Raw genomic sequence first — 11,888 nt, 5'->3', positions numbered from 1 at the left:
GCGATGCTGTAGGGCAGGGCGAACTTGGCGCCGTAGCCGCTGACCGGCCGCTGTTTTTCCTTGAGCGGCTCCCAGAGACGGTGCACCGGCCCCTCGGCGGTGCGGCAGACGACCTCGGCGATTTTCTCGGGATGAATCGCGTATTTCTGTTTCAGCCGCAGCGCGCAGTCCATATAAGGGTGGGAGATCGAGCCGCACGGATAAGTTTTGAACGCGAGCTTGGGAATCTCCCAAGTTTTGCCCAGCTCGTCGAGCCGTTCGAGATTGACGCCCTGATCGCCGGCGAAGGTGTGAAAAAAACCGTGCGTTCCTTCGAACACCGCCGCCGGGCCGCGAAAGCCGCGCTCGGCCAGCATGACGGCGACGATCCCCGCATGGGACGACCAACCGGGATGAAGCCGCTTGGTCCACGTGCCGTCGGCGAGATATTCGATGATGCCGGAGCTCTGGCTGCCGCAGATGCCGAACGCGTCCAGCCATTGAGGCGTTTCCAGGCCGTAGAGTTTTCCGGCGGCGGTTGCCGCGCTGAAAGTGGCGCAGAGCGCCGTCGGGTGAAATCCGCGCGCGTGAAACTTTCCCGGCGCGACGAGGCCGATCTTCGACATCACCTCGATGCCCGCCACCGCCGCTTCTAATACGTTCTTTCCACTCGCGCCGAGCGCTTCGCCGACGGCCAGCGCCGTTATCGGACCGCAGCAGCCCGTGTGGACGATCGCTCCCTCTAAGGTGTCGTCGTAGTCGAGACCGTGGGCCAAGGTTCCGTTGGCGATGACCGCATTCGCCGCGGCGGTTTTGTCGGACGTTCCGATGAGCCGGCTCTCGCGGCTGCCGCCGAGGGCGCGGGCCGTATCGAGCACTGCGACGCCAAAGTCCATCGTCGAGGAGGCGAGCGCGATTCCCACAGCGTCGAGAAAGACGAGCTTCGCCTTGTCGACCACTTCGGCGGGGACCTGCTCGAGCTTCAGCGCACGGACGAAGGCAGCGATCTTTTCCGAATACCGCTCCATTTCTTATTTGCGCGCCTGTTTGCTTTATTCTTTTTGTTCTTTTTGTTAACCGGATAAGATTTTCCGCCGCTCAGCACCCGAATCAAGGGCAGAATGCTTTTCATCCGATCCAGGCCGGCGACGAGATCGATCGCCTCTTCGGTCTGCTTCGACGGCAGCGCGAGCCGCGCGCAGTCACGAAACTTATCGCCGAGGTCACCCCAGCTCATCGGCTTCAGCGGATGGCCTTTGGCCACGTCGGCCCGGCCCTCGATGGTCCTGCCGTCTTTGAGCTTGACGCGGACGCGCGAGCGCACCTGATCGTATCCCAAGGCTTCGAGCTCGGGATCGACGTAGAGAGTGACGCGCTTCATAAACTCCACCGTTTTCGGGGCGTGCACCTTGCGGTCGGTAAACTGGGCGATGCCGGCCTTGCGCTCCAGCACGGCCACGGCCATGCAGAACGGAATGCTGAATTTTCCCTCCAGCGCGGTCTTCGGCATAGGGTAGATAAGCGCGTTCGGGACGTTCGAGTTGGTGCCGACTTCGACGGCGTCGATCTGTTCCGCGCGCAGGTCGTGCCGCTTGACCAGGTCCAGAATCACGTCCTGCGCGGGGTGGGACAGGGAGCCGGAAGGGTAGGGCTTCACGGAGATGCCGGGCTCTTGCATGAAGTAGGGCCGCCCGAGACGGCCGACGATTTTGGTTTCGTCGCCGCCGCCCGCCGTGGCGTTGAAGAGGCCGCGCCTGGCTTCGATGATGTTTGTCGCCGCAGTAAAACCGCGCGCGGCCAGTTGCGCCGCGGTCACGCCGTTTTCCGCCGCCCGTCCCGCGTGGAGCGGCTTGGTCATCGTGCCGAAATTTTCTCGGAGACCCGAGGCCATGCTGGCGGCGAGGCCGAGGGCGCGCGCGAGCGCCTCTTCCCTAAGGCCTAAAATTTTTCCGGCGGCCATCGCCGCGCCCAGGCCGCCGATGGTCGCCGTCGAGTGAAATCCCGCCTGGTAGTGGCGCGGATCGATGGCATCGGCGATGCGGCATTCGACTTCCACTCCCAGGATGTAGGCCAAAAGAAAATCCTCGCCGCAAATCCGTTCCTTCTCTCCGATCGCCAAAACCGCCGAGAGGACGGGGACGGTGGGATGAGTCAGCAGGCCGTAGACCGCTTCCTTCGAAGTCGATAGCTGCGTGTCGTCATAATCCATCGCATGGCCGGAAGCGCCGTTTACCAGCGCGGCCTTGGGCGCAGGGGCCATGAAGCGCGTCCCGATAACCGTTGCCTCGTTCTTGCCGCCGAGCTGGCGGACATAGGCCTGTAGAATGCGCGAGCCTTTTTCCGTCGAGCCGGCCAGAGTTACGCCCAGGCCGTCGAGGACCAAGCCCTGGGCCAGGCGCACGACCTCCCTCGGGATGTCCCGGAAACGCGTTTTGTGGACAAAGCTCACCACCTCTTGCGTCAAGCCCATCGTGCTCTCCTTGGCAAACCAGGATCGTGAGAGGCTTAGAGCGATAGCATTATCAGGGGCGTTTTTCCAGCGAGGCGGACGGCGATCCAAGAGGGTTCAATTGATGTTGAAATGGGAAGGGCCGTGAAATAGAATGACTCCATTCGGGGACGTTATGTTCGGCCTGGGAATTTGGGAGCTGCTGCTGATCTTGCTCGTCGTCCTGGTTCTTTTCAGCCGCAAGCTTCCCGATCTCGGCGAAGGCCTGGCCAAGGGAATACGCAACTTTCGCCGCACGATCAGAGAACCGGACGAGATCGACGTGACGCCAAAGGACAGGTCGCAGAAAGGAAACGACAAAAAGGAGCCCTAGCGGTCATTGGGATTCGTCGGCTGAGAGGACCCGATACCCGAAGCTCTTGATCTGTGCGCTGGATTTCAAGAATACGATGGAAAAAGGCGCGGACTCGTCCGGAAGAATCTCAAAACGCCTGATGGGGCTTTGCCGCTGAAGCGTGGCGATTTCTTGAGTCGTCAAATCCCGCACGATCTTTGAGGAGATCGCGTTTCCAACGGTAATGGTCTGGCGCTCGATGGTCTTTCCATCGCTGCCGAAAACATAGGCCTCGATTTTGACTTCGCGCACCTTCACGCGATTGCGGTTCAGAGCGACCCCCGACAGCATAAAGACTTCCCGGTTTCCCAGGATCCTCTGAAATCTCGGGCGGCCGGCCTGAAGCACGATTCCTTGACGCAGGTAGTCATTCTTGAGAACCGAACCGCCGATCCACGGAACGGCCCTCAATGAGCTTTCGATGGGCTCCGGGCGCGCTTTGTACAGAAGCGTCAGGGCGGAAAACAGCAGCAGCAAGCCGCAGCACAAAAGGAGATAAGGCGTTAGGGAAAGAGGGCGGCTCGGAGAAGATTCGGCGCTTCCTTCACGCGAAGCTTCTTCGTGCTTTGTGACGGCAGGACGCTCGCTCGCGAAGTCGAAAGACTCTACGATCGGGTGGTGGATTTCGGCGAACGACTTTTCGTCCTTCAGCGTGAAAGTTTCCTCGACGGCGGGCTCCGGGGCGAGGGACCACTCCGGCTCCCGCTGTTGAATCGTTACGGCGGGCGCTGATTTTATGGGCGCCGCCGTCGGCCCATTGGCTGCTGCCGGAGGGTCGGGACTCTCTGCGGCGGCCTCATGAGACTGTTCGAGCGGAGGAAAAGCGAAGCTCAGTTCCCGGGACTCTTCTTGGAGACGCGGCGCCGCCGGCTCGCCGCTTCCGGCTTTCGAGCCAAGGACGAAAACGTTTTTACAGCGGGAGCAGCGGAACGTGGGTTTGGACTTGGTGACGAGATTCTCAGAGACGCGATAGGTCGTATGGCAACTGGGACACTGAACCAGCATGTTGTCCTTAGCGCGCGAGCCGCATGCTCGGGGAGAAGCGCTTCTACGGTGGACTTAGCCTGATATTATGGTAATTAGAAAAAATTTCAACCTTTTTTACGTGACGGGGAGCTTCGGACTCACTTGAATAAAACGCAGTCTGCAACGTCCAAAGAGATAAGGCTGGGTGTGGAGACCACCGAGTGGGAGCTCATCCGCAAATGCCAGAAAGGGGAAGTCGCCGCTTACGAGGAGCTCGCAGCCAAATATTATCGCCGCGTGTTCATGGTCATCCTGGGGATGGTGCATCACCGGGACGATGCCATGGAGGTGGCCCAGGAGACTTTTTATCGCGCTTTTAAAAACATCAGACGCTTCAAAGGAGGGTCGAATTTCTACACCTGGGTCTATCGGATCGCCGTCAACCTCGCCATCGACTTCCAGCGGCGGCAGAAGCGCAGCCTGATGGATCTCAAGGAAAATATGGACGAGGTGGTCGTCGATGCGGAAACTTCAAGCGGTGATCCGTTTCGCGAGATCAACGACCGGCGGCTCGGAGAAAAGCTTCTTCACGCGATCAACGAATTGACTCCCGATCACAAAGCCGTCATTGTAATGAGGGCCGTCGAGGGGCTGTCTTATAAGGAGATCGGACGCATCATGGAATGCTCCGAGGGCACGATCATGAGCCGCCTGCATTACGCGCGCAAAAAGCTGCAAGAGAAATTGGGCACGGATTTATAATGAGAGACTGCGAAGCCATCAAGAAATCGCTGGGCGCATGGCTCGACGGCGAGCTGGATGCGGCCCAGGCCGCAGAGATCCAGCTCCACGTGCAGGGGTGCGCCTCGTGCTCGGACGAGAAGGGGCGGCTCGAGAGATTGGATTTCTCACTGAAGCGGCTCCTGGAGACGAATGCGTCCCAAATCGACTTCAAGACTTTTTGGGCCGGCGTCAGCCAACGCATTGCCGCTGACGTATCATGGTCTACGCGGGCCATGGATTGGGTCCGCGCTGTATTTTTTACGCCGCGGCTCAAGTGGGCGGTCTCGGCGACGGTCGTGGTTCTCGTGGCGGTTTTATCGCTGGATCAATTCTTTCCCGGTTGGCGCGGGAACGGTCAAACCAACATGGCGTCCGTCGAATCCATCGACGGCCACGGATTCAACGTGGCGCTCTTGCGCGAGGCCAAGACCAAGACGACGGTTATCTGGTTGTTCGAGAATCAGGAAAGCGAAGATGAAACTCCCACGGAATCTGCTTCAGGCGACACTGCTTTCTAGCCTCTGGGCGTTTCTTGCGGCCGCGCCTCTCGGCGCCGCCGAGGCCGAGAAAAACCCGCAGGAAGTTCAGCTGAAGATCGGCACCATACTGGCCACGAACCAGGCGGATTGCCTGGACGGTCAGCTCACCAAGATGAAGCAGCAGCTCGAGGTGATCAAATACCGCTGCTACCGCCTGATCCGGGAAGAATCGCAAAAGGCGTCCTGGGAGGCCAACACCGTTTTCGAGATTGCCGGCGGGCGTACGCTGATCGTCGCGCCGCAGGAATTTCGCAACAACCGGGTGTCGCTCAAGGTGCGACTGCTGGAAAAAGAAAAGCCGATCGTCGATACGACCGTAAGATTCCCCAACCGCGGCAATTTTCTCCTGGGCGGACCGGCGCACGAAGGCGGGATTCTTATCCTCTCCATCTCCGCCCAAACCCAGTAGCCGGAGGGCCATAAAGACCTACTGCCAACCACCCGCCCGCGAGTTCCTCTCCGAGCCGATGCGATACGTTCGGTGTTACGCGGCACGAAAATTCTAAATAAAGCTTCTGAAGTACGCTTGAGGCTCCTCGTCCAACGCATCGGCCCTTCGAGAAACCCCCGGGCGGGCAAGAAACGAAGTTAGGCGAGGTTTATTGGCCGGCCGCTATTCTATCACGTTCTTTTCGATCGGCTCGACGATGACGCCTTTGTCCTTGAGCCACTTGATCGACTTGTCCACTTCGGCGCGCTCGCCGTCGATCTCCAGAGCCACGAGACCCATCTCCGCCGTCACGGTCGATCCGCGGATGTTGAAAGTAATGTCGAATTTTTTTGCCAGCCAGCAGACGATCGGCTCTTTGACCAGATCTTTTGGGAAGGTCAGATAAACGCGCTCGCAAACCTTCTCTCTTTGGCCTTTCATTTTCTCGGCCTCAGATTGAAAACTTGAGATTTCCGACCGCCATTCGATCGCGCCAACCCACCCACAAGTTCGTCGTTAAATATTTGTCGCCGAAGTCCGGAAAGATCGTCACTAGAACCCCGGACCTGAGTTTGCGGGCGATTTGCATTGTTGCGTGCATGGCGGCGCCGGAAGATTGCCCTACGAGGACGCCCTCTTCCTGGCTGAGGCGATAGACCATGGCGTAAGCGTCTTCGGTGGAGGCGGGATATTTTTCGTCCAGCTCTTCTTCGTGATAAATTCCGGGAACGATCGAGGTCGCCATGTGCTTGAGTCCTTCCAGGCCGTGCAGGGCATCGTCGGGCTCGACGGCGATGACGCGGATCTTCGGGTTTTTTTCTTTTAGATAGTGGCCCGTCCCCATAATCGTCCCGCCGGTGCCGATGCCAGCGATGAAATGTGTGATCCGCCCGTCCGTCTGGCGATAAATTTCCGGCCCGGTAGTATCGTAGTGGGCCTGTGAATTCATCGGATTGAAGTACTGATCCGGTTTAAAATATTTGGCGGGGTTCTCCTCCAAGACCTTGCGACAGAGGCGGATCGCGCCGTCTGAGCCTTCGAGCGGGTCGCTGTAGGTCACTTTGGCGCCGTAGGCGTGGATGATCCGTTTTCGCTCCGCGCTGACGTTGGCGGGCATCACCAGCTCCACCGGATAGCCGAGAATGCGGCCGATCATGGCCAGAGCGATTCCGGTGTTGCCGGAAGTCGAGTCGATGATGGTTTTTCCCGGCGCGAGTTTTCCCGACTTGATTCCCTCCTGAATCATCTTCAAAGCGGGACGGTCTTTGACCGAGCCGCCGGGATTCATGCCTTCGAGCTTGGCGAAGATCTTTACCCCGGACGAGATTCCTTCCGCGATCCTGCGGATTTCCAGCAGCGGAGTATCGCCGATGAGATCGAGAACCGACTCTATTTTTTTCGGCTCTCTGAATCTTTCGGCGGCGATCGATCGTATGGCGGTCGGATTGGCCATAAAAGCAGATCCAGGAGATTTCATCCCCCTGCAATGGCGGGCACGATCGAGATGTTGTCTCCCTCCTTGAGGGAGGTTTCCAAGTTCTGAAGAAACCGGATGTCGTCCCCGTTGACATAAACGTTCACGAACCTGCGGATTTTTCCAGTCTCGTCGCAGATGCGTTCTTTGATCCCGGGATATTTTTGTTCCAGGTCATCCACCAGGGCGCGCACGTTGGGGCCTTGGGCGGCGACCTCATCGGCGCCGTCGGTGAATTTGCGCAGCGGAGTGGGCACGCGGACACGGACACTCATAGACCGACCTCCCTTATCCGTTCTATATTCCTATTTTACAATAGTTCGCTCGCCCGGTCTTGTCGAGTTGAATCGAAACTTTTTATAGACTTTTCGGTCGAGCCTTGCAACCGCGGCGAGCGCGCCTATACGACGCAAACCCCGCGCACTCGCTCAATTGACCTAGTTTAAAGTCGATGCTATTTCTAGGAGCTTATATCATCCTGCTCTGTGTCACAGGTGACAGGCGATAGAAATGCATCGTTTATGAAATCACGAGCGACCCGGGAAAATCTTCATGCAAAGACGGCAGGTTTGCTTCTGGCCTGTTTGATCTGTGTCTTTTCTGATCCCGCCTGGAGCTATTATACCCAAAACGGGCGCATCTACGACGATAATGACGTGGAAATTCAGCTCCACGGGGTGGCTTGGTTCGGTTTCGAGACCGGCGATCATGTAGTTCATGGCCTGTGGGCGCGCAATTGGCAGAAGATGATCCTTCAGGTCAAACAGCACTTCAACGCGGTAAGAGTGCCTTTTTGCCCTGACACACTAAAAAATGTGAAACCCTCGAGTATCGACTTTTCTCGGAACCCGGATCTTAAGGGACTCAAGTCGTTGCAGATTCTGGATAAGGTACTTACCGAGTTGGACCAGCAGGGACTCTACATTCTTCTCGACCACCACAGGTCGGAATGCAATGGCAATCCCCCCATATCCGAACTCTGGTATACAGCGAATTATACCGAGCAAGAATGGATCGCTGACCTCGTGTTCCTGGCCGACCGCTACAAGCATTTGCCTCACTTTGTCGGCATCGATATCAAAAACGAGCCGCATGGGGCGGCGACTTGGGGCACGGGTGTCGCAGCCACCGATTGGAAGCTCGCGGCGGAGGCGGCCGCCGCCGCGGTCCTCGCCGCTAACTCGAACCTGCTGATCTTTGTGGAAGGCATAGAACAAAATCCAATCTGTAGCGGGAATATAAGTCACTGGTGGGGCGGAAATTTTGAGCCGATGGCGTGTTTCCCTCCTGCTATCCAGGCTGACAAGCTAGTATTGAGCCCGCATGTCTACGGCCCGGATGTTTTCCCTGAATCCTACTTTTTCGACCCGAATTTCCCACAGAATATGTCCGACATCTGGGACGCCCATTTCGGATTTCTCACTTCTCTAGTTCCAAAGTACACGGTGGTCGTTGGAGAGTTTGGCGGCAGGTATGGGCATGGGGGCCTTCCGGAGGATAGAGCCTGGCAGGATGCCTTTGTCGCCTATCTATACCAGAAGGGGCTGACGAACTTCTTCTATTGGGACTGGAACCCTAACAGCGGGGATACGGGCGGGATTCTGAAAGGTGATTGGAGGACGGTTTGGAAGGACAAGATATCTCTTCTCTGCCGTCTGAGGGGATGCCTTAGCCAAGCCGCGGAAAAGCTTCCTAACGGTCAAGTCGGCGCGGCATACAGCACGCCCTTGGTAACGGGAGGCGCTGCGCCTTACACATGGATCTTCATCAAAGGAAAATTTCCGCCGGGACTCAACTTCGACTCCGCGACCGGCAATTTAATTGGAACGCCCGTGTCCCCGGCTCTTCTGGGGCGGAGCTTCACTGTCAATATAAAGGATCAGCTTAACGCCTCAGTGAAGCGCAGGTTTACGATAAAAATCGACCCCTGACCATAGCCAAAAAGTCGTGAGAGAAAAACTTACCCTTCTCCCGCCGCGATTTTTCCTTGAGCCGGCTGCGTGAGCTGCGAATAGAGATCGTCGAAATTCTCCAGGGTAGCATTGATCTTGAAGGGTTTTTCCACGCTCGCCGCGACGACTTCGAGGGTTTTGTAGCCGTTGCCGGTGATGCTGATGACGATCGACTCGTCGCGCGGGATCTTGCCTTGCTGGATCAGCTTCTTGGCGACGGCGACCTCGGTTCCTCCCGCAGGCTCCGTGAAAATCCCTTCGGTGCGGGCGAGAAGCTTGATGGCGTCGAGAATTTCCTCGTCGGTCACGCTCTCGCCCCCGCCTCCTGATTCGCGCACCGCCTGGAGCACGTAGTAACCGTCGGCCGGATTTCCTATGGCGATAGAGCTGGCGATGGTGTTGGGCTTCACCGGACTGATGAGATCCGTGCCGCGCTTCAGCGCCTGGATCATCGGCGCGCAGCCGGTCGCCTGAGCCGCGTAGATCTTGCATGCGTCGTCTTCGATCAGGCCGACGTGCTTCAGCTCCTTAAATGCCTTGGCGATCTTGGGAAGGATGGTGCCGCCGGCGGAGGCGACGACGATATGCTTCGGCAGTTTCCAGCCGAGCTGCTCCGCGATCTCAAAGCCGTGGGTCTTCGCGCCTTCGGCATAGTAGGGCCGTAAATTCACGTTCACGAATGCCCAGCCGTATTTGTCGGCGATCTCGCTGCAGAGCCGGTTGACGTCGTCGTAATTTCCCTTGATCGCCACTGTTTTCGGCCCGTAAATCGCCGAGCCGATGATCTTTCCCTGCTCTAGACCGTCGGGGATAAAGACGTAGCAGTTGAGGCCGGCTTTGGCCGCGTGCGCGGCGACGGAGTTGGCAAGATTCCCGGTCGAAGCGCAGGAGACGGTCTCGAAGCCGAACTCGATCGCCTTGGAGATCGCGACGGAGACGACGCGGTCCTTGTAAGAAAAAGTCGGATGATTCACCGAGTCGTCTTTGATGTAGAGCTCTTTGACGCCGAGGACTTCGCCCAGTCTATGGGCGCGGACCAGCGGCGTGAAGCCGGAATAGAGGCCCGCCTGCGGCTCGCCGTCGATCGGCAAAAGCTCGCGATAGCGCCAGAGGTTTTTCGCCCGCGCCGCGATCTTTTCCCGGCTCAGCGCCTTGGTGATGCCGTCGTAGTCGTAGACCACTTCGAGCGGGCCGAAGCAGGTCTCGCAGACGTGGAGCGGCTCTTTGGGATAATCCTGGCCGCACTCCCTACATTTCAGTCCTTTGACGTAACTCATGACTTCTCCTCTCTGCTTTTTCACCGCACGCCCCGCACGCGGCGTTTTTCCGCACGTCGATCGTCCGGAAATTTATCTTCTTGGCGTCGTAAGTGAGCATTCGATCGACGAGCAGCTCTTCTTCCATTCCCGATAAATATTTGATCGCTTCGGTCGCCTGGATCGAGCCGATGGTCCCGGCGATAGCGCCGAGAATTCCCGCCTGCTGGCAGTTCATGATTTCTCCCGGCTCGGGCGGCTCTTGGAACAGGCAGCGATAGCAGGCGCTCTTGCCGGGGATGACCGTCATCGTCTGGCCCTGGAAGCGCACGATCCCGGCATGGGAGAACGGCTTGCCGAGGTCCACGGCCGCGTCGTTGACCAGAAACTTGGTGGCGAAGTTGTCGCTGCCGTCGACGATGAAATCGTAGGCGGCGAAAATCTCCGCAGCGTTGTCTGCGTCGAGCCGGAGCGCGTAGGTTTGGATTTCCACGTCGGGATTCAGCCGGCCGAGCTTTTCTTTGGCCGACTCCACTTTCTCGCGGCCAATGTCCGGCGTGGCGTGGAGAATTTGCCGCTGCAAATTGGATAACTCGACGCGGTCGCTGTCCACGAGGCCGAGCGCACCGACTCCCGCCGCGGCGAGATAGAACGCCGCCGGGCATCCGAGGCCGCCGGCGCCGACGATGAGAACTTTTCCTTGCCTGAGGCGGATTTGTCCCTTGCCGCCGAGATCGGGGATCATGATCTGGCGGCTGTAGCGTTCGATCTGCTCAGGTGTGAGGCGGATGCTCATTTCTTATTTTCGGCAATTTTCGGCCAAAAAAAAACCTCTTCTTGTTAGATAAGAAGAGGTTTTACCCTCACCTTATCTCTCCCCCGTTTTACCGGGGGCTGGACTTAGCACCAGCGTTTCGTCTTACGACGAAACCGGTTGCTGTGGCATCTGCGGGCCAATCCCTCCGCCACTCTGGATAAGGTGTCCAGCGAATGTAGCCTCAAAACTAACGTACCGCCTCCATGCTGTCAAGACCTAGGGCGAAAACTCGGCCCGCAAATATGGACTTGACAGAAGCCTTCAAGTGATGTAGCCATTGGTTACATGAGGCCTGAAGAGCTGAAAAAGATCCGGCGCAACGAGCTGCGCGTCACGCAGGAGGAATTAGCCGGGAAGCTGGGCACGACCCGGATGACCGTCACCCGCTACGAGTGCGGCACCCGGCGCATTCCCGGCGTCGTCGAGGTCGCCTTACAGCAGTTGAGGCGGGCGCGGCGCATTCCGATGCTCGGGACGGTTGCGGCGGGAAAGCCGATCGAGCCCGTCGCTCAAAGCGAAGTGGTCGATTTTCCGTTTGCCGGGGGAGGGGAAAATTTCGCCCTCCGGATCAGCGGCGATTCGATGCGCGACGAAGGAATCGTGTCCGGAGATCTGGTCATCGTGCGCAAACAGTCGAAAGCTTCGGCGGGCCAGACGGTGATCGCTCTCGTCAACGGGCAAGCCACGGTGAAAAAATATTATCCCAAAGGGGATCGCATCGAGCTCAGGCCGGCCAACGACGCCATGAAGCCGATCCGCGTGACGCCGGCCGACGATTTTGAAATCCAGGGCGTTGTCATCGGACTCGTGCGCCACTTCAAGTAGAAGACTACGTGGGAAATTTTAGCC

General features: G+C 58.2%; 14 protein-coding genes and 1 riboswitch. Of the genes, 6 read left to right on the top strand and 8 right to left on the bottom strand.

The window, feature by feature from the left end:
* Positions 1–1,007 (bottom strand): MmgE/PrpD family protein (locus VGL70_03100; GenBank protein HEY3302506.1); only part of this gene is annotated, 1,007 nt, incomplete at its 3' end.
* The gene (locus VGL70_03095; protein ID HEY3302505.1) at positions 962–2,449 is read right to left on the bottom strand and encodes an MmgE/PrpD family protein; all 1,488 of its coding nucleotides are present in this window, start codon (positions 2,447–2,449) and stop codon (positions 962–964) included. The genes VGL70_03095 and VGL70_03100, both read right to left, overlap by 46 nt.
* A 154-nt stretch (positions 2,450–2,603) precedes the next feature.
* On the opposite strand from VGL70_03095, the gene VGL70_03090 reads away from it, so the two are divergent.
* Positions 2,604–2,801 carry a twin-arginine translocase TatA/TatE family subunit gene (locus tag VGL70_03090; protein ID HEY3302504.1) on the top strand — a complete coding sequence of 66 codons (198 nt, stop codon included), beginning with the start codon at positions 2,604–2,606 and terminating at the stop codon, positions 2,799–2,801.
* Between the two features lie 3 nt (positions 2,802–2,804).
* Here VGL70_03090 and VGL70_03085 read toward each other — a convergent pair whose 3' ends face one another.
* Positions 2,805–3,827 carry a zinc-ribbon domain-containing protein gene (locus VGL70_03085; protein ID HEY3302503.1) on the bottom strand — a complete coding sequence of 341 codons (1,023 nt, stop codon included), beginning with the start codon at positions 3,825–3,827 and terminating at the stop codon, positions 2,805–2,807.
* 168 nt (positions 3,828–3,995) lie between these two features.
* Between VGL70_03085 and VGL70_03080 the strand changes: the two genes are divergently transcribed.
* Genes VGL70_03080 through VGL70_03070 form a run of 3 tightly spaced genes read left to right on the top strand, consistent with a single transcriptional unit; the run spans position 3,996 to position 5,519 of the window.
* Positions 3,996–4,550, top strand: coding sequence for a sigma-70 family RNA polymerase sigma factor (locus VGL70_03080; GenBank protein HEY3302502.1), 555 nt, complete (start codon positions 3,996–3,998; stop codon positions 4,548–4,550).
* A complete protein-coding gene (locus VGL70_03075) occupies positions 4,550–5,089 on the top strand; it encodes a zf-HC2 domain-containing protein (protein HEY3302501.1) in 540 nt (179 codons plus the stop codon). Before VGL70_03080 ends, VGL70_03075 begins: the two co-directional genes overlap by 1 nt.
* Entirely contained in the window at positions 5,046–5,519 is a 474-nt protein-coding gene (locus VGL70_03070) for a hypothetical protein (protein ID HEY3302500.1), read from the top strand. The genes VGL70_03075 and VGL70_03070 overlap by 44 nt, the downstream gene beginning before the upstream one ends.
* A 204-nt stretch (positions 5,520–5,723) precedes the next feature.
* Here the strand turns inward: VGL70_03070 and VGL70_03065 are convergent, their stop codons facing one another.
* Genes VGL70_03065 through VGL70_03055 form a run of 3 tightly spaced genes read right to left on the bottom strand, consistent with a single transcriptional unit; the run spans position 5,724 to position 7,289 of the window.
* On the bottom strand, positions 5,724–5,981 hold the full coding sequence (locus VGL70_03065; GenBank protein ID HEY3302499.1) for an NIL domain-containing protein: 258 nt from the start codon (positions 5,979–5,981) through the stop codon (positions 5,724–5,726).
* Positions 5,982–5,991: 10 nt separating this feature from the next.
* Positions 5,992–6,993 carry a cysteine synthase gene (locus VGL70_03060; protein ID HEY3302498.1) on the bottom strand — a complete coding sequence of 334 codons (1,002 nt, stop codon included), beginning with the start codon at positions 6,991–6,993 and terminating at the stop codon, positions 5,992–5,994.
* Positions 6,994–7,013: 20 nt separating this feature from the next.
* Positions 7,014–7,289, bottom strand: a complete 276-nt coding sequence (locus VGL70_03055; GenBank protein ID HEY3302497.1) for a ubiquitin-like small modifier protein 1 — start codon at positions 7,287–7,289, stop codon at positions 7,014–7,016.
* A gap of 246 nt (positions 7,290–7,535) precedes the next feature.
* Between VGL70_03055 and VGL70_03050 the strand changes: the two genes are divergently transcribed.
* Positions 7,536–8,945, top strand: a complete 1,410-nt coding sequence (locus VGL70_03050) for a cellulase family glycosylhydrolase (GenBank protein ID HEY3302496.1) — start codon at positions 7,536–7,538, stop codon at positions 8,943–8,945.
* A gap of 29 nt (positions 8,946–8,974) precedes the next feature.
* Here VGL70_03050 and VGL70_03045 read toward each other — a convergent pair whose 3' ends face one another.
* Positions 8,975–10,243 carry a threonine synthase gene (locus tag VGL70_03045; GenBank protein HEY3302495.1) on the bottom strand — a complete coding sequence of 423 codons (1,269 nt, stop codon included), beginning with the start codon at positions 10,241–10,243 and terminating at the stop codon, positions 8,975–8,977.
* A complete protein-coding gene (locus tag VGL70_03040; protein HEY3302494.1) occupies positions 10,215–11,018 on the bottom strand; it encodes a HesA/MoeB/ThiF family protein in 804 nt (267 codons plus the stop codon). Before VGL70_03040 ends, VGL70_03045 begins: the two co-directional genes overlap by 29 nt.
* 69 nt (positions 11,019–11,087) lie before the next feature.
* Positions 11,088–11,203, bottom strand: a riboswitch (SAM riboswitch).
* A 121-nt stretch (positions 11,204–11,324) separates the two neighbouring features.
* Here VGL70_03040 and lexA point away from each other — a divergent pair.
* Positions 11,325–11,864, top strand: a complete 540-nt coding sequence (gene lexA, locus VGL70_03035; GenBank protein HEY3302493.1) for a transcriptional repressor LexA — start codon at positions 11,325–11,327, stop codon at positions 11,862–11,864.
* The last annotated feature ends 24 nt before the right edge of the window (positions 11,865–11,888 follow it).

This window comes from Candidatus Binatia bacterium (genome assembly GCA_036504975.1).
In the GTDB taxonomy this organism is placed as follows: Bacteria; Desulfobacterota; Binatia; order UBA9968; family UBA9968; genus JAJPJQ01.
This window is presented reverse-complemented; position numbering and strand designations above follow the sequence as displayed.

Bases quoted from the DNA above. Each gene is read 5' to 3' on its own strand.
- VGL70_03075 (HEY3302501.1), top strand. From the start codon at position 4,550: ATGAGAGACTGCGAAGCCATCAAGAAATCGCTGGGCGCATGGCTCGAC.
- lexA (HEY3302493.1), top strand. From the start codon at position 11,325: ATGAGGCCTGAAGAGCTGAAAAAGATCCGGCGCAACGAGCTGCGCGTC.
- VGL70_03055 (HEY3302497.1), bottom strand. From the start codon at position 7,289: ATGAGTGTCCGTGTCCGCGTGCCCACTCCGCTGCGCAAATTCACCGAC.
- VGL70_03070 (HEY3302500.1), top strand. From the start codon at position 5,046: ATGAAACTCCCACGGAATCTGCTTCAGGCGACACTGCTTTCTAGCCTC.
- VGL70_03050 (HEY3302496.1), top strand. From the start codon at position 7,536: ATGAAATCACGAGCGACCCGGGAAAATCTTCATGCAAAGACGGCAGGT.
- VGL70_03065 (HEY3302499.1), bottom strand. From the start codon at position 5,981: ATGAAAGGCCAAAGAGAGAAGGTTTGCGAGCGCGTTTATCTGACCTTC.
- VGL70_03095 (HEY3302505.1), bottom strand. From the start codon at position 2,449: ATGGGCTTGACGCAAGAGGTGGTGAGCTTTGTCCACAAAACGCGTTTC.
- VGL70_03040 (HEY3302494.1), bottom strand. From the start codon at position 11,018: ATGAGCATCCGCCTCACACCTGAGCAGATCGAACGCTACAGCCGCCAG.
- VGL70_03085 (HEY3302503.1), bottom strand. From the start codon at position 3,827: ATGCTGGTTCAGTGTCCCAGTTGCCATACGACCTATCGCGTCTCTGAG.
- VGL70_03090 (HEY3302504.1), top strand. From the start codon at position 2,604: ATGTTCGGCCTGGGAATTTGGGAGCTGCTGCTGATCTTGCTCGTCGTC.
- VGL70_03060 (HEY3302498.1), bottom strand. From the start codon at position 6,993: ATGGCCAATCCGACCGCCATACGATCGATCGCCGCCGAAAGATTCAGA.
- VGL70_03045 (HEY3302495.1), bottom strand. From the start codon at position 10,243: ATGAGTTACGTCAAAGGACTGAAATGTAGGGAGTGCGGCCAGGATTAT.